At 59.9% G+C, this 24654-nt stretch carries 14 protein-coding genes; 5 read left to right on the top strand and 9 right to left on the bottom strand.

Annotated elements, in window-relative coordinates:
* Positions 1–92 precede the first annotated feature (92 nt).
* Entirely contained in the window at positions 93–2147 is a 2055-nt protein-coding gene (locus tag JIN78_RS10310) for a sensor histidine kinase (protein WP_200391886.1), read from the top strand.
* A gap of 9 nt (positions 2148–2156) precedes the next feature.
* Complete coding sequence (locus JIN78_RS10305; protein ID WP_200391885.1) at positions 2157–2792, top strand: response regulator; 636 nt, start codon at positions 2157–2159, stop codon at positions 2790–2792.
* Between the two features lie 31 nt (positions 2793–2823).
* On the opposite strand, the gene JIN78_RS10300 is transcribed toward JIN78_RS10305, so the two are convergent.
* Positions 2824–7134: a 3-keto-alpha-glucoside-1,2-lyase-like domain-containing protein gene (locus tag JIN78_RS10300; RefSeq protein ID WP_200391884.1), complete on the bottom strand. Its 4311-nt coding sequence runs from the start codon at positions 7132–7134 to the stop codon at positions 2824–2826.
* Between the two features lie 172 nt (positions 7135–7306).
* Between JIN78_RS10300 and JIN78_RS10295 the strand changes: the two genes are divergently transcribed.
* Both JIN78_RS10295 and JIN78_RS10290 read left to right on the top strand, forming a co-directional pair.
* Positions 7307–8134, top strand: a complete 828-nt coding sequence (locus JIN78_RS10295) for a PEP-CTERM sorting domain-containing protein (protein ID WP_200391883.1) — start codon at positions 7307–7309, stop codon at positions 8132–8134.
* A 36-nt stretch (positions 8135–8170) separates the two neighbouring features.
* The gene (locus JIN78_RS10290) at positions 8171–10579 is read left to right on the top strand and encodes a hypothetical protein (protein ID WP_200391882.1); all 2409 of its coding nucleotides are present in this window, start codon (positions 8171–8173) and stop codon (positions 10577–10579) included.
* 126 nt (positions 10580–10705) lie between these two features.
* Here JIN78_RS10290 and JIN78_RS10285 read toward each other — a convergent pair whose 3' ends face one another.
* From JIN78_RS10285 to JIN78_RS10260, 6 genes are all read right to left on the bottom strand, one after another.
* Complete coding sequence (locus JIN78_RS10285; protein ID WP_200391881.1) at positions 10706–11035, bottom strand: PEP-CTERM sorting domain-containing protein; 330 nt, start codon at positions 11033–11035, stop codon at positions 10706–10708.
* Positions 11036–11290: 255 nt separating this feature from the next.
* On the bottom strand, positions 11291–12652 hold the full coding sequence (locus JIN78_RS10280) for an arylsulfatase (protein WP_200391880.1): 1362 nt from the start codon (positions 12650–12652) through the stop codon (positions 11291–11293).
* A gap of 30 nt (positions 12653–12682) precedes the next feature.
* On the bottom strand, positions 12683–14104 hold the full coding sequence (locus JIN78_RS10275; protein ID WP_200391879.1) for a DUF1501 domain-containing protein: 1422 nt from the start codon (positions 14102–14104) through the stop codon (positions 12683–12685).
* Positions 14105–14106: 2 nt separating this feature from the next.
* Positions 14107–17016, bottom strand: a complete 2910-nt coding sequence (locus JIN78_RS10270; protein ID WP_200391878.1) for a PSD1 and planctomycete cytochrome C domain-containing protein — start codon at positions 17014–17016, stop codon at positions 14107–14109.
* 41 nt (positions 17017–17057) lie between these two features.
* Positions 17058–18491 (bottom strand): esterase/lipase family protein, encoded by a 1434-nt coding sequence (locus JIN78_RS10265; protein ID WP_200391877.1) that lies wholly within the window; start codon positions 18489–18491, stop codon positions 17058–17060.
* A gap of 102 nt (positions 18492–18593) precedes the next feature.
* The gene (locus JIN78_RS10260; RefSeq protein ID WP_200391876.1) at positions 18594–19637 is read right to left on the bottom strand and encodes a Gfo/Idh/MocA family protein; all 1044 of its coding nucleotides are present in this window, start codon (positions 19635–19637) and stop codon (positions 18594–18596) included.
* Between the two features lie 133 nt (positions 19638–19770).
* On the opposite strand from JIN78_RS10260, the gene JIN78_RS10255 reads away from it, so the two are divergent.
* The gene (locus JIN78_RS10255; RefSeq protein ID WP_200391875.1) at positions 19771–20385 is read left to right on the top strand and encodes a polysaccharide biosynthesis/export family protein; all 615 of its coding nucleotides are present in this window, start codon (positions 19771–19773) and stop codon (positions 20383–20385) included.
* Positions 20386–20515: 130 nt separating this feature from the next.
* Here the strand turns inward: JIN78_RS10255 and JIN78_RS10250 are convergent, their stop codons facing one another.
* Both JIN78_RS10250 and JIN78_RS10245 read right to left on the bottom strand, forming a co-directional pair.
* Positions 20516–23695, bottom strand: coding sequence for a type I restriction endonuclease subunit R (locus JIN78_RS10250; protein WP_200391874.1), 3180 nt, complete (start codon positions 23693–23695; stop codon positions 20516–20518).
* Between the two features lie 144 nt (positions 23696–23839).
* Positions 23840–24577 carry an ATP-binding protein gene (locus JIN78_RS10245; protein WP_200391873.1) on the bottom strand — a complete coding sequence of 246 codons (738 nt, stop codon included), beginning with the start codon at positions 24575–24577 and terminating at the stop codon, positions 23840–23842.
* Positions 24578–24654: the final 77 nt, after the last annotated feature.

Genomic DNA, 24654 nt, shown 5'->3' with positions numbered 1-24654 from the left:
CACTTAAATGAGCTGTAAGTGAATTCCGATATAAGCGGTCGGAGTGGGAAAAAATTGCCCGGAAGGCTGCGCTTGCCCAGACTGGAGGGGTGATGAGTGCGGAATCGGGAGGTGGGTTGAGAAGCTACTTCGGGCGCTTGCGCCGGGCGGGGCTGCTAATGGTGATGTGGGGGCTGGTTGTCGGCTCCGCGTCAGGGAAAGAATTACTGCGATCCCTCGCCGGGGTGCGGGCTCTCACCACCGGGAAGGCTGCGGAGAAAATGCCGGTGCGAGTGGAGGTGCAGGTGTTGAAGTTCGGTCCAGAGAGGCATGGCTTCTTCGCCCACGATGGGGAAGTGGGCATTTACGTCTCATTGGCCGAGAGACTGCGGGAACGGGTGCAACTCGAACAGGGCGATGTTGTGCTGGTGAGCGGAACGAGTAATCCCGGTCACTTCCTGCCCCACATCGATGCCAGGGAGCTCCGCAAACTGGCTCCCCAGCCTCTTCCGCGTCCGATGGTGGCGACACGAGAGCTGTTGGCCGACCCCTACAGCGATTGTCAGTGGATGGAGTTCTCAGGGGTGGTTCTGGAGACGGTTCGAACCGGGCAAGTGCTCTCGCTGCGCTTGGCTTGCCTGGGTGCAGTTTACAATCTGGTTCTGCCCCGGACGGCGGAGGTGGAGGCTGCGGCCGAAGGATTGGTCAATCAGGCCGTCCGATGCCGGGGGGTGGCGGCCACGCAGTGGAACTCCCGTCGTCAAATGACGGGACGCATTTTCCAGCTTCATTCGCTGAAGGATATCACGGTGTTGAGCGGGCGGGGAACTCCCGTGCCGCTGGTGCCGCTGGATCAATTGATGCGGTTGGAGACCAGTGCTACCCACTCGGTGCGGGTGCGCGGGGTGGTCGCTCACAGTGAGGGCAAGGAGCTTTACCTCCAGGATAGAAAGAATTCGCTGATGGTGCGGTTGCGCGAGGAAGAGGCCTTACCCTTGGGGGAGGAAGTGGAGGTTCTGGGCACGGTGGTTTACGAGCCTTTTGCTCCGGTGGTAAATAGTCTGACCGTGACTCGCCGGGGGGCGGGGCAGCCCCTGGCGGTGCGGGAGTTCCGCGCCGGGCAAGAGGTTTTTGAGGTGGATTACCATCAGAGTTTAGTCGCCATTCAAGCTCGATTGTTGTCGGTGGCGGTGAACGAGGAGGGGCTGGAGCTGCTTTGTGAAAGTGAAGATCAGCGCTTTGTGGCGAACGTGCATGGGCCGCAGGAGGTGCCTGATTCCTTGGTTCCGGATTCTCTCGTGCGGATGAGGGGTATTTGCTTGCTCGCGTCCAGCCAAGCGGTGGCTCATGTCTATCAAGCGGATCGCTTTTCCCTTCTTTTGCGCCATCTCGGAGATGTGGAGGTTCTCAGCCGGCCCTCGTGGTGGACTTCGGGTCGTGTCTTGTTGCTGGCTTCGCTGCTGTTGATGGCGATCTTGATCTTTCTGGGATGGGTTGTCCTTCTCAAGCGCAAGGTGAGGGAGCAGACGGCTTTGATACACCAGCAGGTGGAGCGGGAGGTCACTATGCGGGAGCGTGAGCGGTTGGCGCGGGATTTGCATGATTCTCTGGAGCAGACCATTGCGGGGCTGGGGCGTCAATTGAGCAACGTCGAGCGCCGATTGCGGTCGGGGGAAATGGCAGCGGTGAAGGATGGGGTTTTCCTGGCCCGACGGATGGCCGAGCATTGCCAGAAGGAGTCGCGGGAATCGATTCAGGATTTGCGGCAAAATCAGCGGATGGGGAAGTCGAACTATGGTGAGGATCAGGTTCTCTTGGCGGAAGCCGCCCAGTTGGGGGCCGTTATCGACTTCAGGGAGGATGGGCCTCGGGTGGAGCGTGATGCGCGGGTGGAACGGAACCTCACGAAGATAGTGCGGGAGGCGAGCTACAATGCCCTGCGGCATGGGGGAGCCCGGCGGGTGGAGGTCCGTCGTCGGGAGTTGCCCAAGGGAATGGAGTTGACGATCCTGGATGAGGGGCGGGGATTCGAGGTCTCGAATGGAGTTGGGCGGGGACGGTTCGGGCTGCAGGGGATGCGCGAACGAGCGAGGTCGATTGGGGCGGAGATTTCCATTGAAAGCAAAGTTGGAGTGGGCACTCTGGTGCGGGTGTGGTTGCCCAATTGATTTCTGGCTATGACAACTACCCGCCGTCTTCGCATTCTGTTAGTTGATGATCACATCATCGTGCGTATTGGCACCATTGAGGCGATTGCTTCCGAGCCTACGATGGAGGTAGTGGGGGAGTTGTCGGGGGGAGAGAATATCGTGGAAAGATATGGGGACTTGCGGCCCGATGTGGTGTTGATGGATTATCGCCTCACGGGCCGGGACGGGGTGGCGAGTACGCGGGACTTGCTGGCGGCTTTTCCCGGGGCCCGGGTTCTCTTCCTCAGTGTCTATGATGGCGAGGATGACATCGGACGGGCTCTGCAGGCGGGGGCCAAGGGCTATCTCTCCAAGAATGCGGAGACCGAGGAACTGCTGGATGCTATCTCCACGGTGGCGCGGGGGGAGTGCTATTTGCCAACAGAGTTGCGAAACAAGCTTCAGCGTCAACAGCAGCGGCGACCTCTGACGGAGCGAGAGCATGAGGTGCTTGTTCTTCTGGTTGAAGGACTCAGCAACAAGGAGATTGGGGATAGATTGAGCCTCTCCCTGGCCACGGTGAAGCTGCACATTTCCAACCTCCTGGCCAAGCTGGACGTGGAAGACCGCACCCAGGCCGCAGTCACCGCCGTGCGGCGGGGGCTGATTCACCTGGACGACTGAGTGCTGCAAGGGAGGGATATTCCTTGCGCGATTAGGGGAGGGGAAAGAGGTGGAGGTTCCGATACTCGATGGTGGTTCCGAGTGGATTGTGGTGGGAGTCCTGAAGTCCGATGAATCCCTCGTCGCGCCAGTCGAACCCGGGGTGGGAGAGCTTGGTGTCGAGAGCGTCGACCAGCACCAGGCCGTCGATGGTCACTCGGATGCTGTTCTCGATTTGGCGGATCTCCAGGCTGTGCCAGACCCCGTCGGCGGGATCGAAGGGGGGGGAGGCGGCAATGCGGCGGTAGACCGAGCCCGTTTCCCGGTCTGGTCCCTCCGGGTCGATATTGTCAATCTGAATCTCGTTGCCATCGACCCAGGGTTGGGTACTGGCGGGATCGGCGCGCGTGAAGATCCCCGCGTTGGTGCCGGGAGTGGTCTTGAACTGTAAGCGAAGGATGAAATTACGGAATGTGCCCGGGTATGCGATGAATCCGCTGGAGAGAGAGCGGACGTGCTTGAGGATGCCGCTGCTTTTCTCGAAATTCCATTCTGCAGGGTCGCTATTAACAAAACGCCAATCTGACAAGCCGTTGGCAAGGAGGTCGATGGCTGTTCCCGCGAAAGGATCCGCCGAGAGTCGGAGAAAGCGGCGGGTGGGGGAGGAGAGCCCGATAGGGAGCAGCCATTCGGTGAGCTCACCATGGGCCACGATGCTTTCTCCCCGGGGAGCCCAGGTGAGCAGGTCGTCGCTTTCTTGCAGGGCATAGAAGTGCCCTCGGCGGGTGGTCCCTGCCAGCACGAGTTGACTCTCGCGGTGTCCGAGAGAGGCTTGCCAGCGCGATTGGGGGTCCAAGGGATCGCTCCCGGCCAGAATCTCGGCCCGGTCGTCCTGGCCGTCGCCATCGCGGTCCAGGCTCGCGTCGGTGCCGTTGGAAGGGTCGAGGCCGTGGCGCACTTCGTCGCGGTTGTTGAGGCCGTCCCCATCGTCGTCGGCTAGACCATCGCCGGCATAGAGAAGGAAGGATTGTTGATGGGAAAGGCCGGCGCTGTCGGTGGCCTGGAGGCGGATGCGGTAGGTGCCGGAGGAGAGATTGGTGCCAGTGAGGAGTCGCTTGTCGAGGAGTTTGAAGCGTTGGTTGTCTTCATCTCCCTCTCCCGCTGCCACGGTGAGGAGATGACTGCCCTGGGTGGTCTGGGGGACTACGGCGGCGAAACTATCAGCGAGGCGAATATCGCCGACGAGGAGTTGCCCGCCTTGAAAGGAGCCGAAGCCAATGCGGTCAAAGGATAGGTCGGTGGCGCTCAGGCTGCCAATAGGGTTGCTTTCTTCTCCGGCCGTGGGGTCTTGGTAGAAAGAGATGCGGTCCTCGTTGGCGGGGCCGAATTCGATTTTCAAGACCAAGCGGTGGCGCTCGCTGGTCGCTCCCGAAGGGGCGGGTAGGGTGAGGGAGGCGTTTCGTTTCAGGCGCAGGCCGTAGCTGGCGGGGGCGGGGCTGGTGTCCACCCCGGTATTGAATTGGGTGTTGTTGTCTCCATTGCCATCGCGACGCATTTCAACGATGCCAGTGCTGTTGAGACCGCCCTGGGGGAGCTGCTGCAGGTAGGAGAGATAGAGGGTCGTGCCATCTTTGCCCAGATTGCCCGCGCTATCGAGGTAGGTGGCCAGGGGGCTGCTGGGGGAGGTGTCGAGGAGTCGCACGATACGTGCGCTTTCGCTGCTCTGGTAGGCTGCCTGATTGCTCGTGCTGGTGGTCCCGCTGACGTTGTTCCAAGGGCCGGAGAAGCCCTGGCCTCCGCTTTGTCCGGCGAGGGAGCCATCGGAATAGTTGAAGCTCTCGGCGGCCAGGAGGTTGGCGGTATCGTCCAGGCTCAGGGTATTGTCCGAGTCGATATCGCCCGGGTCGGGGTCGCTGACCCCGACCTCCGCAATTTGATAGCTGGTCGGGTGGGGTAGGGGGATGAGGTGCGAGCTCAAGGCCAAGGCATTGGGGGCGTGCTCCTCGGGGTCGTCCAAAACGGAGACCTCAAAATGGAGGATCTTGAAGTTGCCGAGCTCGTCATTGACGCGCAGGAGCAGGGAGTAGTCGGAGCAGCGCTCGAAGTCGAAGGAAGTCGCGGTAAGCAGGGTGCGGTCTTCGAGATAGAAATGCTCGTTGTCGGATTGGCCCTCCGGCAGGGTGAAGGTGAGCACGGCCTCCGCATCCTCATGGGTGGCGGAAAATGTTCCCACCACTGTTCCCGCTTCTTGGTTTTCCAACACCGAGGAGGGGGACAGGGTGACCTCGCGAATGGCTTCGGCCGCTTTGGTGGGAATGGCATTGAGGGTATACCAGGCCTCTGTCGTCCAGAGGGTCTCTCCCGTGGCGGAAGGGGGATCGGCCACGAGATGATGGACGAAGCCTTCACGCAGCCCGTTGACCTGCAGTTGCACCCGGCGACCGTCGGCAGAAAGGGTGGCGGCGGTCACCAGCAGGGAAGCCTGCTGCTGCTTGGGTCCACCGTAGTCGGGCGTGGGGGTATAAGTCCATTGCTGCACCGCGAAGTTGGAGGCGTGTCGGGCATAGCTGGGGTCGATGGGCTTGGTGTATTCGATCTCAAAGCCATCGGGCAGGGCGCGCACCTGCTTGACATCATAGGCGATGGTGCCATCCGCCCTGGGTTCGAGCCGTTGCAAGCCCGAGGTCGTGCCCCGCCAGGACCAATTGGAGGTTGCTCCGATACAGCCCACGTAGAGCGAGCCCTCCGGGGACCAGAGCAAGCGGTTGACTCCGCCCTCGAAGCCTTGGCTGAAGCGATAGGCGCAGCCCTGCCAGACGCCGTTGACTTTTTCCAAGGAAGCGCGGCGGATTCCTCCCAAGGTCACTTCGCCGAAGAGATAGTGCCCGGCGTAGATTCCACTTTCCAAAGGCACGATTTGGGAGGGCGACTTGGCGACTTCGCTGTGCGGGAGCCAGAGTGCGGGCGGAGTCACTGGTTGGTCCGCAAAGTCACTGGGGGCGCCACCCTCGGGATAGTTGCTATTGGTGAGTTGGGTGTCATTGTAGAATCCGTAGAAGCGGCCTTCTTCGAGAACTTGAATTTTGCTCGTGGGAACCCAGCCTCCTTGATTGTCGGCATTCAGAATGGTCCCTTCCGGCCCCAGAGCAAAACCGTTGGGAGTGCGCAGTCCCCCCGCGATGAATTGGTGTTCTCCGGTGAGCAAATTGGTTTTCATAAGGGAACCTCGATGGGGTGGGTTGGCCCCGTTAAGGCCCCGGTGTTGACCTTCCTGCCCCGGGAAGTCGCTGGAGCGATTGATGGCGGTGGAGAGTGCGGAGTAAAGGAATCCTTCTTTTTCCAACAAACCGAAATGGAAGTGATGGTAATTGTCTGAGGTCCACCCCTCGGTCAGTGTTTCGTGGGTTTCATAGAAGCCGTCTCCGTCCTCGTCCAGGAGGCGGGTGATGGCGAGGCGTTCGCTGACCACCGGGTCGCCGTCGACAAAGGTCATTCCCAGCGGTTCGGAAAGCCCGTTTGCGATTTCGGTGACCTCGATTTGGCTGGGGTCGGGATGGTCGGGATTGGTGAGAGCATAGACTTTGCCGTCGCCTCCGGGGGAAGGCTCGGGAAAGCCGAATTGATTGGGCTCGAAGGTGGCGACGAAGAGTCGGCCATCGTTGTGGAGGGCGAGGGCCCCAACCTTGGGGGTGAAGTCGGCGGGACGCGCCATGCGTAGGGACCAGGAGGGGTGGATGCCGGCCAAGGCTTGTCCGTTGCCTGGTCTTTCCTGACCGCCGGGGCGGATGATTTCTTTCTTTCCGGGAGCCACCACCCGGGTGACGTTGGCCAAGGTGCGAAAGGTTTCGGCAGGAACTCGGACAAAGGCACTCGCGCCCGGGAGCTGCCATTCTAAGAGGAGGCGTTGACCCCCGGCATTCTCGAAGTATCTGATGGCAAAGTCGTGGTCACCGCTTTCCAGCTCGACCTCGCCCACCTCCGCCACGGCAGCATGGACGCCGTCATTGGCAATGAGAAGGGTCTCGTTGAGGTGCAGGGTGGAGCCGTCGTCCGAGGTGAGCCGGAACTGATAGAGCCCTGGGGTCGTGATGCGGAGACGGCCACTGAGCTCGACTAGAAATTGGTCGGCAAAGCCCGCGAAGGATTGGGTGCTTTCATAATCGATTACGGCATGCTTTTCGTCCACATTGGGGGACTGGCCTTCCCGAAGGGGATAGAGGCGATCCATTTCTTCCTGAATGTCGAAAAGGCGAAAGGTGAAACCTTCCTCGTCGCTCTGCGCCGGGAGAGCGGTGGTGAGGAGAGAAAGCGCCAGGGCCGCCAAATGCAGCGGGCGGGCGGGACAGGGGCATTGCGTCAACATGAGGGGGAGCATGGCGGATGGGCGGCAGGAGAGGGAACTGGCCATTGGTCTAGGTTCTCCTTTAAGCACCTAGACTAATGGCCAGATGGCAAATGGCAAAAAACTCTCTTTCTTCGTCCCCACTCTGGGAAGTCCCCGGATTCTCATCAACACCACAACTCATTTCACACTCATGACGACTACAAAAAACCTTGTTCTGGCCTTCTTTGCAATCGGCCCCCTCTCTGCCTTCGGAGCCTTGACCCTCTATGAAGGCTTTGACTATGCAGAGAACTCCGGGCTCTCCGGACAAAGTGGAGGCTCGGGCTTTGCCGGTGGGGGGGACGCTTGGGATGTAGGCTCGAGCGCTGGTTCCACGCCCGGCAACTTGACTGTCTCCGCTGGTTCCCTCACCTACGGCCCTCTCCTAACTAGTGGAAACGCGGCCTCGGGAACGCGCTCGAACGACAACGTGGCCATGTATCGCGACCTGGCTGTCACGATGGGCGGGGATGGCTCCGAGGTGTGGATGAGCTTTTTGATTCAGGCAACCACGTCCACGGCGGGCCTTTCCCTCTTTGGCTCTACCGAAGCTACTTTCTTTGGCGCCATCAATGGAGGGTATAGCCATCGTCTCTACAGTGGGGCGGGAACTCCGATGACTGGCAATCAGTTCAACTCCACCGCGACCGCATTTGATTCCGGCACTCACTTCATGGTGGCGCAATTCGATATGACCCAGACGGTCCCGGTCTTCAATGTGTGGGTGGACCCCGATTCCTCCAGTTTGGGGAATGGGGCAACACCCACTGGCGGGAGTTTTCAATCGGTTGCCAGTGGCACCCAGGACTTCACCTTTGACCGTCTTCGCATCGGGATGTTTTCCAATAATCAAACCATGGTCTTGGATGAGTTGCGCATGGGGGATTCCTGGGTGGATGTCTCTCCCGTGCCCGAGCCTGCTACGACACTGTTGGCCCTTGGTGGGGTGGCAGCTGCTTTCCGTCGCAAGCGGGCCTGAGAAGGGGGCTGTGTTAGCTTTTGATCATACGAAACAATGACGAAAAACACCTTTCTCATACTGGGACTGGCCACTAGCGCATGGGGTGAACTTAAGTTTTACGAGCCCTTTGATTACCCCGAAGGCTCGCTGGCCGGGCAGATCAACAATGGTTTTGCCTGGACTCTACAGGCGGGAGGCACGACAGACAATGCCGTGGGCACCAGCAGCCTGGTAGTGAACGAGCCGGAGGGCTTTCTCTCCGCCGGGGGCCGGGCGGTGCAATCCACTGCCAGCGCGCGGGCTTTCTTGCCGCTGGGCAGTGAGGTCGCCCCGGGTGTGGAAGGAACCACAATTTACGTGAGTTTCCTTCACAAACTCAACTTTATCGATATTCCCCGCTCTCAGATTCTTGAATTCTGGCGCGGTTCCCAAGCTGACAATAACACTGTTTTCTCTTTTGGAGTGGACACCAATCCGGCGGCTCCAGATTATGGTCTGCTCGTGGATAAGAACGCGGCTACTGCCGTTGCCGTTGAGACGGGAGAAGCGAGTGACAGCGAACGCTTGGTTGTCTTCCGTCTCGATTTCGGAGCTGACGATCAAGACACCATTTCGGTGTATCTCGACCCCGGGGCCGTTGAGCCCGAGGTGAGTTCCGGTTCGGTCACTTATCAAGATCTCTCCTTTGATTTGCTTGGCTTCGGGAGCTTCCAAGGAAGTTCCCACGAGGTTGACGAGATTCGTATTGGAACCAGTTATCTCGATGTCGTGCCGGTGTTTGTCGATAGCGATAATGACGGGATGAATGATGCCTGGGAGGATACCTATGGCTTGCTTGTGGGGGAAGATGATGCCGGGGCCGACTTTGATGCAGATGGGCTGGAAAACCTGGAAGAATATCTCGCGGGCACGAATCCCGCCGACTCCGATTCGGATGACGACGGATTGAGCGATGGGGAAGAAGCGTCTCCGGTCAACAACTTGAACCCTTACCAGAATGATGTCTTGGGCTCGGCCCCGGGAGATCTCACTAATCCCTTGTCGGCTGATAGCGACAATGACGGTATCCCAGACGGGGAGGAAATCGTGGCCGGAGAAGATGGCTTCGTGACCAATCCCAACTGGGAGGATACTGATGATGATGAACTCCCCGATGCCTGGGAGATTGCAGAAGGGCTGGACCCGACCTCTGATAGCGGTCCTTTTGGGGATACGGGGGATCCAGACAATGATGGACTGGATAACTTCGAGGAGTTCTCCATTGGCACTCGTCCACAAGACCCTGATACCGATAAGGACGGGTATTCCGATGGCGCGGAGGATAACTATGGTGCGTGGGGCAGTGTGAATGAAACCGGGTCCAACCCCCTTCTGCCCGATACCGATGGTGATGGTCTCCTCGATGGGGAGGAAAATCCTGATACCGGGTCAAGCGCGAGCGCCCCTTACCGTTCCGATCCCACTGAGTTCGATTCGGATGAGGATGGGTATGGTGACGGGGTAGAGGTCTCTTATGGCAGTGACCCTGATGACGCCAACAGCGTTCCCGTGGTAGAGCCTGTGGTGGCAGCGGTGCAGTTTGATGTGGAGACCTCGGTGGGCAACACTTTGAAGTATGCAGGAAGCTATGCCCCGGCAGCGGGGGAAGGCCAGACTCCGGCTCACGCCCTTGCCTGGCTCGGCGCGGAGGAGGTTGTTTTCAATTCCCTGCATGGTGATAGCGGCAAAACCCTTGTCTCAACCACCGGGGAGCCTCTCCCGGGCTTGGAGATCGACTTTGGCACCCTGATGGACGGAGCTTTCGACTTCGATGACGAGCCGGAGGAATCTGGCGACGGAGCCCCGGATGGGTCCAATCTCTATGAGACGGCTCTCATGTCTGACTGGCTGTTCACCCGCGGCGACAAGAATCTCGTCGCGCGCGTGAAGGGGCTGGCCGCAGGTAGCTATCGCGTGGTGGCACTCGTTCGGGAAGGCAGCCAGCCAGGGCGCACCTACGATGTCGCCTTTGGCACCCAGCCCGGCGATGGTTCGAGCGAGCCTCTGCTCGGCCCGGCTCAGGTCGGGATTGCGGGTGCTCCCGCGGAGTGGACGGAGGGGCAGAACTATTTTAGTGAAATCGTCACTCTTTCCGATGATGAATTTGTCGTAGTCAATGTGGATCCGACCAATGCCGCCTTCGGGACTTTGCAGGGATTGCAGATTATCCCGGTGGTCGACAGGCCAGAGGCCACGATTGATATCGTGCGCGCGGAAGTCATCCCGCCCGATACCTTCGAGCTTTCTTTCCAGGCCTTGGCTCATCAGGAGTATGTCTTGCAAAGCAGTGTTTCTTTGCTGGACGGTTTCGAGACCTTACCCGAGGTGAGGGTGACCACGGATGGCGAAGGCTGGGGGCTTTTCTCGCTCACGGTGAATCTGGCGGCTCGGCCGAAACAATTCTTCCGGATTTCAGAGGAATGAGAGGTGGGTTGCTTTCAAATTGATCGCATTAGGCTCTTCCCTATTTCATGGTTAAATAGAGCAAAAAGGCTCGCTGCGGGGTGCGGCGAGCCTTTTCTTGATGAATCACGAAAGCGGGAGAGCGGATCACCTCCGGCGGCGGCCGAGGGCGAGAAGCCCGAGAGCAGAAAGAAAGACTGCGGAGGGCTCGGGGATGGGGGAGCCGGTTAGGGCGAAGCTCATGTCTCGGAAGGCCAAGCTCCGACCGCCGTCCCAAGGCTCTCCGTGATAGCCGTCGGGGTAGCTGTCTCCGCCCGTGCCGCCCCATTGCATGATCCAGCCGTCTCCCTCTGGATCGCCGTTGATGGCTCGAATCTCCATCGCGTATCCGGAGGAACCGACGCTGGCCGCCAAGTCGAACTGTTCCCCTGGGTCCAAGGCGATGGTGACGATTTGACTGACGTCTCCCGCCGACATCCCACTGATTGGAATTGTGAAGGAGGCGACTTCTGGTCCCGGATCCGCAGGGCCCCCAATGCCTGAGGCGACATTCGGGACGGAAAAGAAACGTATTTGGAAGGGGGCCCCGTCGTAGTAGCGCAAGAGGCCAAGGTGAAGCTTTGCCGGCGGTTGACTCCATCATCATCGGAGAGAGTGCCTCCCGAATAAGAGGTGTTTGTCCCTAGCGAAAGATAGTTATGAGATTGCACGAAGGCCGTGGCGGTGGGCGGCTCAAGGAGCCAAAGGCGCGGAGGCGATATCGAGGAGTTGCCGGGCTTTGCTCACGATTTCACGCTGTCCGGGGTCGCTGGCGAGATCGTTCTCCTCAAAGGGATCGTTGCCGAGATGGTAGAGTTCCAGGGCTTTTCCGGCTCGTCGGTAGGCTTTCCAAGGACCAAAGCGGAGCGCTTGGGAATGGCGCTTCTGCGCGAGGCCTTGGGTGAATTCGATATGCAGATAGTCGTGCTTTTCCTGCTGGCCTTGGCCGGTGAGGGTGGGGAGGAAAGAGAGTCCTGTATTTTGGGCAGGAATGTCGGTGTCGAGCAGCTCGCAGATGGTGGGGAGAAGGTCGTGGAAACCGCTGAGATGGTCCGAGGAGCTTCCCGCCGCAATGTGGCCGGGCCAGCGGGCGAGGAAGGGACTGCGGATGCCGCCTTCGTGCATGTCGCGTTTGTGCCCGCGCAGACCGCCCGTGGAGTTGAAGAACTCCGGGTCATGCCCTCCTTCGCGATGGGCGCCATTGTCGCTGGCGAAAAAGATGAGGGTTTCGTCGTCGATATCCAGTCGCTCCAACAGGGCGAGAATGGCTCCCACTTCGTTATCGAGGTGTTCCATCATGGCGGCGAAACCGGCGATGGGGTTGACCACATCAGGCGCGCTTTCGGTGGGACCGGCCCCGTATTTGCCGATGCGTTGATCGAATTGGGGAAAGACTTTGCGCCATTTCTCGTGCAATTCCGGGGGGGCGTGCATGGCGGCGTGGGGAATGGCGGTGGGCAGGTAGCAGAAGAATGGTTCCCCGGCCTCGGCGCTGGAGGCGATGAAGTCCCGCGCGGCTTTCATGACGAGTGGGTGCAGGTAGGTCCCTTCCGCGAGGGGAATTTCCCGGCCATTGTGAACGTAACTACTCGGGTAGTAGGTGTGGGCAATGGTTTGGCTTTTCCAACCGAGGAATTCGTCAAAGCCGTGGTGGAGGGGATTCTCGGCCCCTTCCTGATGAGTGCGCCCGAGACCCCATTTGCCGAAGGCTCCCGTGCGGTAGCCTGCTGCCTGGAAGATCTCGGGAACGGTAACCAGTTCCGTGGGCAAGGCCGCGTTTTCTTCTCCCGGCACATTGCCGCGCAGGTAGCATTTGCCGGACTCGATACCGGTCATGAGCACTGCCCGCGAGGGGGAGCAGACGGTGTTGCCCGAGTAATGATTGGTGAACTTCATGCCCTCGGTGGCCAAGCGGTCGAGGTTCGGAGTGGTGAATTTTTCCTGCCCATAGCAGGAGAGGTCGCCATAGCCGAGGTCGTCGGCGAGGACGTAGATCACATTGGGCTTCGCGAGAGCGAAAGAAGGGAGGGAGAGGAGGAAAAAGAGGAATTTCATGAGAAGGGAGGATGGAAAAGCTGGCGGGGCCTAGGCGAGAATATCTTTCACGATATGACCGTGGACATCAGTGAGGCGGAAGTCGCGGCCTTGGAAGCGGTAGGTCAACTTCTCGTGATCGAGGCCGAGAAGATGCAGAATGGTGGCTTGGAGATCGTGCACGTGGACGGGATTTTCCGCGATGTGGAAGCCCAGCTCGTCGGTGGCTCCGTAGGTGAGACCGGGCTTCACTCCTCCTCCCGCCATCCACATGGTGAAGGCTTGGGGATGGTGGTCACGGCCTTGGGACCGTCCCAGGGCGGCGCTGGCTTCCACCATCGGGGTGCGGCCGAATTCGCCTCCCCAGACGACGAGGGTGTCTTCTAACAGGCCGCGTTGTTTGAGGTCCGCGATGAGAGCGGCGCAAGGTTGATCGATGATGGCGCTCTTGCGCTCGACCCCGGCCTTAACCTGCGAGTGGTGGTCCCAGTCACTTTCGTAGAGTTGCACAAAGCGCACCCCACGCTCGATCATGCGGCGGGCGAGGAGGCAATTGTTGGCGAAGCTCTTTTCACCATTGCCTGGCTCGGCCCCGTAGAGGTCGAGGGTGGCTTGGGATTCCTGGCGGAAGTCCATCAGCTCCGGAGCGGCGGATTGCATGCGCCAGGCCATCTCGTAGGCATTGATGCGGGTTTGGATTTCCGGATCATTGACGAGGGGTTGTCGTCGGCGGTTGAGAGTGTTGATGAGGTCGAGGGAGTCACGCTGAGCCTCGGCATCGAGGCCTTGGGGCGTGGCAATGTGGAGAATGGGATCGCCCGAGGAGCGGAAGGGCACCCCCGCGTGGCTGGTGGGAATGAAGCCCGAGCTCCACATCGCGGCTCCCCCACTGAGACTGCCTCCGCTCTTGAGCACGACAAAGGAAGGTAAGTCGCTGGACTGACTGCCAATGCCGTAGCTCAGCCAGGAACCCATCGCTGGTCGACCGGGTAGAATGCTACCGGTATTCATGAAAAGCTGAGCCGGCGAATGGTTGAACTGGTCGGTATGGACCGACTTGATGATGGCCAGTTCGTCGGCCACTTTGGCAAGATGGGGCAAGCGGTCGGAGAATTCCGCGCCGGATTGGCCGTGCCGGGCAAAGTCGAAGCAGGGAGCGAGCACGGCCGCATCGGGCTGGATGAAGGCGTAACGCTGTCCCGCAATGACGGAGGGGGGGATCGGTTTTCCGGCCAATTCGTGGAGTTTTGGCTTGTAGTCGAAGAGGTCGAGTTGACTGGGGGCCCCGGCCATGAAGAGGTAAATCACGCGCTTGGCCTTGGGAGCAAAGTGGGTTGCCTGGGGTGCAAAGGGAGTGGCCAGGCTGCTTGCGCTGGCGCTGCGGCTCAGGAGTGAGGCGAGGGCGATTTTTCCCAAGCCAATGCCACAAGTGTCGAAGAACTGGCGGCGGGTTCGGTGGTGGAGAGTGTTCATGATTAGTTTTTAGTGACCGCTTCGTCGAGATTGAAAAGGCTGCGGGCAAGGAGAGTCCAAGCCGCGAGGGTGGGGCTTTCGCCAAAAGGCCTGGGATTGAGTTCGCCGCTCGCGAAGCGCTCGTGTTGCCGTTGGAAAAAGTCTAACAGTGCTGTTTTTTCCGAGGGCTCAGGATGGCGCGTCAGGATGTGGCGGAAGAGAAAAGTAACGCTGTCCGCCGGGTCCTGGGTAGTCAGGGTTGGGGCGTGATTCTGGACCAATCCCACAGCGGCTTCGGTGAACATTTCGTCATTGAGGAGGGTGAGAGCTTGCAGCGGGGTGTTGCTTCGTTCGCGGGCGGGAAGGCAGACTTCGCTACTAGGACCATCGAAGGTGAGGTAGGCCGCGAAGGGGGCGGTGCGCTTGGCAAAGGTGTAGAGACTGCGGCGGTAGCGATCGGGTCCGGTGGCGGCGGGCCAGGGTGGGCTGCCGTAGGCGGCCCCCGAGACGCTGGCGGGCTGGGGCGGTCGCACACTCGGTCCTCCGATTTTTTGGGTGAGGAGGCCGGAGGACTTCAGGGCCGCGTCGCGAATCATCTCGGCTTCCAAGCGCAGGCGCGGACCACGGCTCAGCCAGCGATTCTGCGGATCCGCTTGCCAAGAGGAGGGCGAGGCGGAGGAGCTCTGCCGGTAGGTGGCGCTATCCACGATGAGGCGATGCAGGGACTTGAGCGACCAGCCGTTTTTGACAAATTCGACCGCCAGCCAGTCGAGGAGTTCGGGGTGGCTGGGGAGATCGGATTGATAGCCAAAGTCGGCGGGGCTGATGATGAAGCCGCGGCCGAAGAAGGATTGCCAGGCGCGATTGACGGTGACCCGGCCGATGAGGGGATTGCGCTCGGGATCGACCAACCAGCGAGCCAGGGCGAGGCGGTCGGGCTCAACGCCGGCGGGTAAACCGGGCAAAAATTCCGGGGTGTGGGGCGCGATCGCCTCGCGGGGTTGCAGGTATTCGCCGCGATTGCGGAGGTGGGTCACGCGCTGGTGATCGGCGGGGCGCTCCTGCATGACGAGGGTGGTGGGGGCCTGCGGGCGAGCCTCTTCGAGGGCGAGAAGAGGCTTTCGGGCTTCGGCCATGGCCGGGGCGGTGCGCAGGTAGATCTGTCGTAGCTCCGCCGGGGTGGCGGTGAGAAGATCGAGGGTGGGCACTTGTCGGGGTTGGGGCACCTGTTCAGTAGGGGTGGCGCTGAGACGGAACTTGGCGAGAGCGGCGACAAAGTGCCGCTCGAAGAGGAGTTTCACTTGCAAATCACCCTCTGGGGGAAGGGGTTGGGAGAGAGTGAGGATGAGGTCATGGGCTTTCCCGGGGGCTTGACCCTGGCCCCATCCCGATGAGCTGTTGCCATCAATCGCCAAGGGGTCGGAGGCGGAGGCCACGGCGACTTTGCGACCCTGATGAGTGAGAGTGATCTCACTGAGGTGAAAAGTTCCGTGACGTCCTTCGTAGTAGCAGGCTCCGGGTCCTTGCCCGGGCAAGCGTTCGTCGGTAAGGGCTTCCAATCGCAGCGAGGTGACGGGGTGGCCGAGCTCGCCCAAGGGGTAGCTCAGACGATAGCGATCGCGTTTGGTAAAGTCTCCGCTGGCGAAGACAACACCTTCGTCCTCAAGGTTGAGGCGGAGGTTGTCCGCTTCGGCGGTGGCGGGCTGTAAGGTCGTCCAAGGGGCGGCATTTTTCCGGGCCTCCGCGAGCCATTGGGCAAAATCCTCTTCCCCAATTTGTGCCAGCAAGGAAGTTTCCTCGGCGGCGATTTGCTCGTCGTGCTTCTTTTGCTTTTGTCGAAATTCCGCATCGGGAACGGCGAGGGCGGGCTCATCGCTTTGATTGAGGAGCGCCATCAGGCCGAAGTAGTCGCTGTGGAGAATGGGATCGAACTTGTGGGTGTGGCACTGGGCACAGCCCGTGGTCAGCCCCATCCAGACTGTCCCTGTGGTGGCCACCCGGTCGACGAGGGCATGGTAACGGTATTCCAGGGGGTCGATGCCGCCTTCCTCATTGAGCATGGTGTTGCGGTGGAATCCGGTGGCGATTTTTTGCTCCAAAGTGGCATCGGGCAGCATGTCGCCCGCCAGTTGTTCGATGGAGAACTGGTCATAGGGCATGTCCGCGTTGAGAGCATTGATGACCCAGTCGCGCCAAGGCCAGATGCTGCGGGCGCGGTCTTTTTCATAACCATTGGTGTCGGCGTAGCGGGCGAGATCGAGCCACTGCCGGGCCCAGCGCTCGCCATAGGCCGGGCTGGCCAACAAGCGATCGAGGAGCGCGCTCCACGCGGCCTCGGGATCCTTTTCCCAAGCGGCGAGGAAGGGATCGGATTCGGCAAGGGTGGGAGGAAGCCCGGTGAGGTCGAAGCTCACCCGGCGGAGTAAAGTGATCGGATCGGCCTCGTCTTGCGGGAAGAGATTCTGCTCGCGCAGGCGTTGGCTGACAAAGTGGTCGATGGCATTGCGGGCCCAGCCATCGTCTTCCTCCGGCACGGCGGGACGTTGTGGAAATTCAAAGGCCCAGTGTTTCTCGTAGGAGGCCCCTTCGGCAATCCATTGGTGGAAGAGAGCGGCTTCTTCCTCGCTCAAGCGGGGTTTGTTCGCCTGCGGGGTGGGCATGACTTCGTCAGGATCGTGGCTCAGGATGCGAACCATGAACTCGCTCTCCTCGGGGTGACCGGGCTTGATGGCTTGATAGCCTCCCAAGTCCCGAGTGGCCTCCGCAAAGGTGTGCAGACCCAGGCCCGCTTCGCGAGTTTGGTCGTCGAACCCGTGGCATTTGAAACAGCGATCCGAGAGAATGGGCCGAATATCGCGGGCAAAGGAAATGGCTTCCTTTCCTGCTAGTGGAGAGAAAGAAAGGGCGATGAAAAAGAAGGCACGCGTCACCATTGCGAGGAATACCCGCAGGGCGGAACCTTTCTTGCGGGCATTCAGTTGCGCAAAATACGAGCCACAACCTCGGCAGTTTGCTTGTCTCGGATCAACCAGTGGCCACTGCGCACAATGGTTTGGCTGTCTGCTTGTTCGAAGGCGGCCGAGGTGTAGGGCACGACCCAGTCGCCCAGGCCGCGCTCGTTGCCGGTGAGGGTGGCCACGATGTTGTGGAGTTCGACCCCGTCACGAATGGGCATCTCCCTGAGTGCTTGCAGGGCCGGGCTCTTCGGGCCGAGCCCGGAGACGGAGACCGCGTTGCCAGCCAGCAAGCGAGAGCCCTGCTGGGTGAGGAGACCGGGCTCGGCAAAGGCCAGACTCTGGGCCGCGCCGAGGGTGGTGCCCAAGATGCGGGCGGGCGCTCGCACCAGCTTTTCGGTCAGCCAGAGGAGGGGGCCCCGGGCCAGGCCCGAACCCTGGTGGGGGACGGCGAGAAAGATGACTCGCGCAGGCTCTTCCAGAGGCTCGAAGAGAAGCTGTTCGCGCAGGCGCTTTTTCTGATAGGGCAGCAGCCGTATCTCTTCCAAGGGGCGGTTGAAATACTGCTGATAGAGTATCTCCGGTTGCTCAGAGAGAGAGAGGCGGCTGATGAGCCCGCCCATGGAATGGGCGATGAGGGTGGTCTCTTGGCGCAGGGGCCGGTCGTCCTGCTCGGGGTCGAGGGTGCGGACCAGTTTGCGGAAGTCTTCCCGGAAGTTCGCAGCCGCTACCACCCAGGGATCGCCCGTGGGGTAGAAGTAGAACCAGAATTGATAGCGCTCCCAGAGGTCGGGCTTGCTCGCCAGAGTGGCGGCCAGGGTCTCGAAGTCCGTGGGGGTGGAGAGCAGCCCATGGATGAAAATGAGGGGAATCTTTTCCGGATCGTATTCGGTGGCCAAGTAGAAACCGCGTCGGTCCGACCAGCCCACCGGATCCATGAGGGCGAAAAGATGGGCGAGAGGATTCCGCTCCGTTTTTTTGACATAGTGAAAGGGCAGGCGGTAGTTGCTGGCCACCGGGAGTCCACTCCGCTCGCGGTCCTCGCGAAAGTCGAGCGCGGTTAAGCTCAGCGAGCCATCTTTCTCACTACGGGCGACGATGGTGGCCGGTTGACTGGAAAATTGCCAGGCGTGGGAAGTGAGGGCGAGAGGACTGCGATCCGGTCGTCCGTGGGCCATCACGACCGTGCCGAGGTGAGCGGAATCGGGATCATCTTTGGAAAATTCCTCCGCCGGAGTCAGGCTGACGATCTGGGGCATTCCTCGATGCCGGTTGCGGAAGCGGATCGGCCGCCCCTTGATTTGCTCCGGATAGGCCTCGCCCACCCAGTGTTCGACCAGTTGCCGGGTGGTGCGTTGGGTGAGGTAGCCCGTCGAAGTGGGTAAGGGCGGAGCTTCCGGAACGGTGGAGCAGGCGGCGAGAGCCAGGAGGATGACGGCTAGGAGCAGGCGCACGGCAGGCACCTTTTGTCGGGAGACTGCTCGGACCAAGCAAAAAAAGCGACCGGGGAAGGGGGCCCCGGTCGCCGGATTGTGTGTGGTGAGGGGGAAAAGGAATTAGAGCTCGATCTTAGCTCCGTTGTTTTGCGCACTCTCGTAAATGGCGCGAATGACCTCAACCGATTTGCGGGCTTCCGCTGAGGAGGTGCTGGGCTCGCGGCCTTCCGCGATGGCTTGCACCACTTCCTCGAAGTTCCGTTGGTGTTGGTAGAAGTTGATGGCGGAAGGGTCATTGGCGCCCAATCCCGCCTCCTGGCCTTTCATGTATTTGGCGAGGATTTCGGCGTCGCCGGGCTCTTCCTTCATGAAGTCCCAGATTTCGAAGGCCTCGTCGGCGAGGAAAACCGAGCCTTCGGTGCCCGCCAGTTGCACGCGGGCCGGGTGGCCGTCCTTGGACCAGGTGCAGGTGGAGGCCTCGATGACGCCCCGGGCTCCGTTCTCGAACTCCACAATCGCGACGCAGTGGTCCTCGACTTCGATGTTCTCGTGGGCCAGCAGAGCAGTATTGGCCTGCACGGACTTGATGGGGCCCGCGAGGTGAAGCAGCGCGTCCACGGTGTGGATGGACTGGTTCATGAGCGCGCCGCCGCCGTCGAGGGCCCAGGTGCCGCGCCAGCCAGCGGAATCGTAGTAGGCCTGGTCGCGATACCACTTGATGTAAGCCGAGGCACTGGTCAGTTTGCCAAAACGGCCCGCTTCCACCGCCGCCTTGAAGGCGTCCATACCGGGGTGGAAACGACGGTTGAGGACGGCTGCGAGGGTCTTGCCATTGGCTTCCGCCGCCGCGATGAGCTGGTCACATTTTTCGAGAGTGACTTCCAAGGGCTTTTCTACAATGGCGTGCTTGCCGGCATTGAGGGCCGCCAGAGTGGGCTCGAGGTGGGCCCCGCTGGGCGTGCCCACGGTCACGATTTCCAGTTCGGGATCGGCGAGGAATTCCTCCATGTTGGAGAAGCCCTTCGCTCCGTATTCGTCCGCGAGCTTGTCCGCGCGTTCCTGATTGAGGTCAAAGACCGAGTGCAGGGAGCCTCCCTCCATGGCGGTGATTGCTTTGGCGTGAAAGTGGCCGATCATGCCGGCGCCGATGATTCCGAATTTCATAAATGGTCGTGTGATAAATGTCTGGCCCAGTTTGGAACAAGCAAGGAGGCGAGGTCACGGCCAAATCTTTGCCATTTTTGGGTAACCCTGTTTTTTGAAACAAAATTTCTATCCGGCAGGGCTTTCTTGAGTGATGACTTTTTGGCAATCCGTGTTCTTTTGGCTGCTCTCGCTCAATGCTCTCTGGGGGCAGATTCAAGCCAACCAGAAGCTTCGAATTTCTCTGATGGGAACCCCGATTGAGGACCAGATGCGTTTGAACGGCGATTACCAAGTCGATCCTCAAGGTCATTTACACTTCGCAGAAGTGGGTCACATCACAGCGGCGGGACGAAGACAGCTTCAGTTGGCCCATTTGATTGAGGAGAGATTGAAGGAACAGGATGTTTTCGCTGAGCCAGTGGTGTTGTTCAAAGACAATAGCGATAGTGGGGAATACAGATATCTGGTTCAGGTGACCGGGCACGTCGCGAACCCCGGAATGGTGGCCTGTGGAAAAGGCTTCAGGTTAGCCGAGATTCTCGCTGCGGCGGAGTTGAAAGTGGAAAATTGGGGTCCCCTCGAGGTGCGAGTGACGCGGGATCGGGTGGTTCATTCGCTGGTTCTTGTTACCGGGACAAAGTTTGGGCTTGAGCGCATCTATCCGGGGGATGATCTCGCAGTCATTTGTCAGAGCCCGTGGCAATGGTTCCGCCCTCAACCTGTCCGCTGTGTGTCGGAGAAGCTGCTTTTTCTATGGCCGGAATAGCGTGCTTGTCAGCTTCTGTGCTTCCGCAATCTCGTCAAAAAAGGAGCAGCGGCACTCCTGCCGCTGGACGTTCGGCCCAAGAGGGCATGAGTGTCGTCCCTCCATTTCGCGAACTCCACAACCTGTTTAACTAGGTCCAGCTATCAGCCAGAACTTCCGCCTGCTCCACCACCCGGGCGATGGCTTCCTCTTGGCCTTCCGGGGGATATTTGTATTTCCGAAGCAGGCGCTTGACGAGCAGGCGCATTTTGGCGCGCACGGAATCACGCACTTGCCAATCTACCGTGGTGCTGGCGCGCAATTTCTCGGTGAGTTCGGTGGCGAGGCTCTTCAGCGTTTCGTCGCCCATCGCCTTCAGGACTTCCGGCTTCTCGGCGAGGGCGTCGTAAAAGGCGATCTCGTCGGGTGCGAGGCCGAGTTCTTCGTCGCGCTGCATGGCCGCTTGCAGGTCCTTGGCCATCTGGATGAGCTCTTCAATAACTTGAGCGGTCTCGATGGCGCGGTTGTTGTATTGGCGCAAGGTCTCCAGGAGGCGGTCGCTGTATTTCTTTTCCTGGACGACGTTGGTGCGGGTATTGGCCCGGATTTTGTCCTGCAGAAGACGTTGCAAGAGCTCGACGGCGAGGTTCTGGGTTTTCAGGTTCTTGACGTCTTCGAGGAAGTCGTCAGAGAGAAGGCCGATGTTGGGCTTATCGAGCCCGGCCAAGTTGAAGACGTCGACGACCCCCTCGGAGAGCACGGCATTGTTGAGGATTTGCCTCAGCACTGAGTCCTTGTTTTCCTTGGCGATTTTCTTCGGGGTGGTGCCATCTTTCACGATGATCGCCTTCACCGCATTGAAGAAGGCAATTTCTTCCCGCAAGGCGGCGGCCTCATCGAGCGTGCTACAGAGGGAGTAGGCTTTCGAGACGCTGGCCATCACGTCGGCATAGCGCTTCTTGCCGTCCGGCAGACCGAGAAGGTGGTTGGCCGCTTCGCAAAGAATGGAGAGCGGATCGGTGGCGTAGGCGGAGTAGTCGAAGCCGTGATAGAGGCCGCGCACGATGTCGATTTTTTCGAGTAGAATGGCAAGGGCGTCTTCGGCCTGAACGGTGGGCTGGCCTTTGCCTTTGGCATCGGTGTAGGTTTTGACCGCGCGTTTGAGGTCTCCGGCAATGCCAATGTAGTCCACGACCAGACCACCGGGCTTGTCCTTGAAGACCCGGTTCACGCGCGCAATGGACTGCGCGAGGTTGTGGCCTTTCATGGGCTTGTCGACATACATCGTGTGGCAGCAGGGGGCGTCAAATCCCGTCAACCACATGTCGCGCACGATGACGAGCTTGAGCGGGTCGTTCGCGTCCTTGAAGCGCTTTTCCAGCCGCTTCTTCTCTTGCTTGGTAAAGACGTGGTCCTGCAGCTCCTTCCGGTCGGATGCCGTGCCGGTCATCACGATGCGGACGGCCCCGTCCTCGGGATCGTATCCGCTGTTCTTGCCATTCTTTTCCCGCCGGGACCCGGCCCAGTCGGGACGGAGAGCCATCAATTCATTAAAGAGCGAAACGCAGATTTCGCGGCTCATGCAGACGATCATGGCCTTGCCCTCCATCGCTTCATTGCGGGTCTCGAAGTGCTGAACCAGGTCGGCGGCGACTTCCTTGATTCGGGGTTCGGCCCCGACGAGCTTGGCGAGCTGGGTCCACTTGCCTTTCGCTTTTTCGCGGGAGGCGGTGTCCTCCTCGTCTTCCATGATTTCCTCAACCTCTTTATTAAGAGCCTCAATTTCGGCCCGGTTGATATCGAGCTTGGCCAAGCGGCTTTCGTAAAAAATCTCGACCGTCGCTCCATCATCGACGGCGTCCTGAATGTCGTAGATGCTCACGTAGTCCCCGAAGGTCCCGCGCGTGTCTTTGTCCTCCAGCGCGATGGGTGTGCCGGTGAAGCCGATGAAGGAGGCATTCGGCAGGGCGTCGCGCATGTGCTTGGCATAGCCGAATTTGTAAGTTCCGGTCTTTTTGTCGAGGCGGGCGGTCAGGCCATACTGGCTGCGGTGGGCTTCATCGGAAATGACGACCACGTTGTGACGGGCGCAGAGTTCGGGGTGGCTGGTCTCGCCCTCGGGCAGGGAGAATTTCTGCACGGTGGTGAAGATGATGCCGCCCGATTGCCGGGAGGCGAGTTTCTCGCGCAGCTCGTCGCGACTGTCGGCTTGTTCGGGGGTCTGCTTGAGGAGGTCCTGGGCCGAGCAGAACTGTTGAAAAAGCTGACCGTCGAGGTCGTTGCGGTCGGTGACTACGACCAGCGTAGGGTTGTTCATCTCCGGCTGCTGGAGGAGCATGCCCGCATAGCAGGCCATAGAGATGCTCTTGCCCGATCCCTGGGTGTGCCAAAAGACCCCCGCCTTCTTGGAACCCGGCACGACTTCTTGGCCGTAGGGGGCGCGTGGTTCCTTCACCTGCCCATCCTTGGCTTCCTCCTTTGCCGCAATGAGGGTGGTGCGCACGGCCGCGCGCACTCCATGGAACTGATGGTAGCCGGCAATTTTCTTGATGAGGCGATCGCTGTCTTGCTCGAAGAGGACAAAGTAGCGCAGATAGTCGAGGAGGAAATCCGGGCGGAAGAATCCCCGAATGAGCGTCTCCAACTGGAACTCCAGCTTCGGCTTGTCGTCCTCGTTCTCAATCGTGCGCCAGGGCATGAAGCGTTCGGCGGTGGCGGTGAGGGAGCCCAAGCGGGCGTTGCTGCCATCGCTGATTATGAGGGCCTCGTTGAAGTGAAAGAGATCCCCGATCTCGTTTTTATAGGTTTCGATCTGATGATAGGCCTTCCAGATGTCGGCGTTTTCGTCGGCAGGATTCTTCAGCTCGACGACTGCGAGGGGCAGTCCATTGATGAAGACCACCAAGTCGGGGCGGCGCGGTTGCTTGGTGCCCGTGATGGTGAACTGGCTGACGACGAGGAGGTCGTTGTGGGCTGGATTTTGAAAGTCGATCAAGCGGGCGTGGTCGTGTTCGAGCTCGTCGTCGGTATTGGTGTAGGTGACGGGCACGCCCTGGGTCAGCAGGCGGTGAAAGACGCGGTTGTTCTGCGCCACCGTGGGCTCGGGCAATTTGGTGGCCGTTTGCACCACCTCTGCCACTGCCGAAGGGGAGAGACCCGGATTGAGCCTCGCGATGGCCGAAGTGAGACGCCCCTGCAGGACCACTTCACGAAAATCGGAGCGTTCGGGAGCCTCGCTATCGGGTGCGATGTCCTTGCCGGGCAGGTAGCTCCAACCCGTATCCTGAAACCATTGGATGGCGAGTTGTTCGAGTTGGTCTTCGTTGATCATTGGCGGGGATCGGGGTAAGGCTGCTGCGGTTTTCTTGAATTTCCGCCAGATTGGCGGGGAATTGGCGGAATTTAGTTTGATTGTCCGAGGTTAGTTGGCAATCCCGCCAAATTGGCGGAGTATTGGCGGGATTCGCTTCATTCTTTAGGTCACCTCATAGCGAGTCGAAGGACCACGGCCGGTCTTTCGCAGTAATCCCATTTCAATAAACTGCTTTAGATGTCGCAGGCCGGTGCGATTGCTGATTTCGACAGCCTCTTCATATTCCTTGGAGGTGAAGGATTCTCTGGTGGAAATCCACTCCCAGCCCTTGATTTCGTCACTGCTGAGAGTCTCGCGCAATGTTTTGGGAATCACCCGGCTGGCCGCTTGGCGAGACCGGTAAATCGTCAGGCGGAGGTAGGGTTCGCGGTATTCAAAGCGGGGAAGAGGAAGGCCGAGTTTCTCGGCTTGTTCTTTGATGCTTCGAAGCCCGATTCCGCGCTCTTCAGCGAGGTCCATTCTCTGGAAGAGGTAATGTAAGGCGGGATTCCGGCTCAGCATCTGGGCCTTGAATTCCTGCATTTGCTCCAACGTGATGGGAGGTAGGGGAGCTCCCGGACTGAGAATGACGATCTTATCCGCGTCGATAGAGATTTGGCACTTTGCTCCCGAGATTTCGTAGTCGCGGTGGACGAGGGCATTGACGACGCCTTCCCGGATCATCTCGAATGGGAGATCGACGGACTTGCTGCGCTCCATGCGGCTGCGGTCAATGACCTGTGGAAGAATGTTGCTGACCCATTCCTGGAAATCTCGGGGTATAAGGGCAAGCGGTCCATCAAAGTCTTTTTTACTCTGCTTACCATCGGGGAAGGTGACTGTTGGAAGTGTCCCCGTCATCGTTAAAATAGAGGTGGTAGTTTGTCGGCCCACGCGTGAGCGTGAGGTCGCAAAAACCAAACCAAACCAACTACCGT

It is taken from the genome of Roseibacillus ishigakijimensis (assembly GCF_016595415.1).
GTDB lineage: Bacteria > Verrucomicrobiota > Verrucomicrobiia > Verrucomicrobiales > Akkermansiaceae > Roseibacillus > Roseibacillus ishigakijimensis.
This window is presented reverse-complemented; position numbering and strand designations above follow the sequence as displayed.

Bases quoted from the DNA above. Each gene is read 5' to 3' on its own strand.
- JIN78_RS10310 (WP_200391886.1), top strand. From the start codon at position 93: ATGAGTGCGGAATCGGGAGGTGGGTTGAGAAGCTACTTCGGGCGCTTG.
- JIN78_RS10305 (WP_200391885.1), top strand. From the start codon at position 2,157: ATGACAACTACCCGCCGTCTTCGCATTCTGTTAGTTGATGATCACATC.
- JIN78_RS10300 (WP_200391884.1), bottom strand. From the start codon at position 7,134: ATGTTGACGCAATGCCCCTGTCCCGCCCGCCCGCTGCATTTGGCGGCC.
- JIN78_RS10295 (WP_200391883.1), top strand. From the start codon at position 7,307: ATGACGACTACAAAAAACCTTGTTCTGGCCTTCTTTGCAATCGGCCCC.
- JIN78_RS10290 (WP_200391882.1), top strand. From the start codon at position 8,171: ATGACGAAAAACACCTTTCTCATACTGGGACTGGCCACTAGCGCATGG.
- JIN78_RS10285 (WP_200391881.1), bottom strand. From the start codon at position 11,035: ATGTCGGCGGGAGACGTCAGTCAAATCGTCACCATCGCCTTGGACCCA.
- JIN78_RS10280 (WP_200391880.1), bottom strand. From the start codon at position 12,652: ATGAAATTCCTCTTTTTCCTCCTCTCCCTCCCTTCTTTCGCTCTCGCG.
- JIN78_RS10275 (WP_200391879.1), bottom strand. From the start codon at position 14,104: ATGAACACTCTCCACCACCGAACCCGCCGCCAGTTCTTCGACACTTGT.
- JIN78_RS10270 (WP_200391878.1), bottom strand. From the start codon at position 17,016: ATGGTGACGCGTGCCTTCTTTTTCATCGCCCTTTCTTTCTCTCCACTA.
- JIN78_RS10260 (WP_200391876.1), bottom strand. From the start codon at position 19,637: ATGAAATTCGGAATCATCGGCGCCGGCATGATCGGCCACTTTCACGCC.
- JIN78_RS10255 (WP_200391875.1), top strand. From the start codon at position 19,771: ATGACTTTTTGGCAATCCGTGTTCTTTTGGCTGCTCTCGCTCAATGCT.
- JIN78_RS10250 (WP_200391874.1), bottom strand. From the start codon at position 23,695: ATGATCAACGAAGACCAACTCGAACAACTCGCCATCCAATGGTTTCAG.
- JIN78_RS10245 (WP_200391873.1), bottom strand. From the start codon at position 24,577: ATGACGGGGACACTTCCAACAGTCACCTTCCCCGATGGTAAGCAGAGT.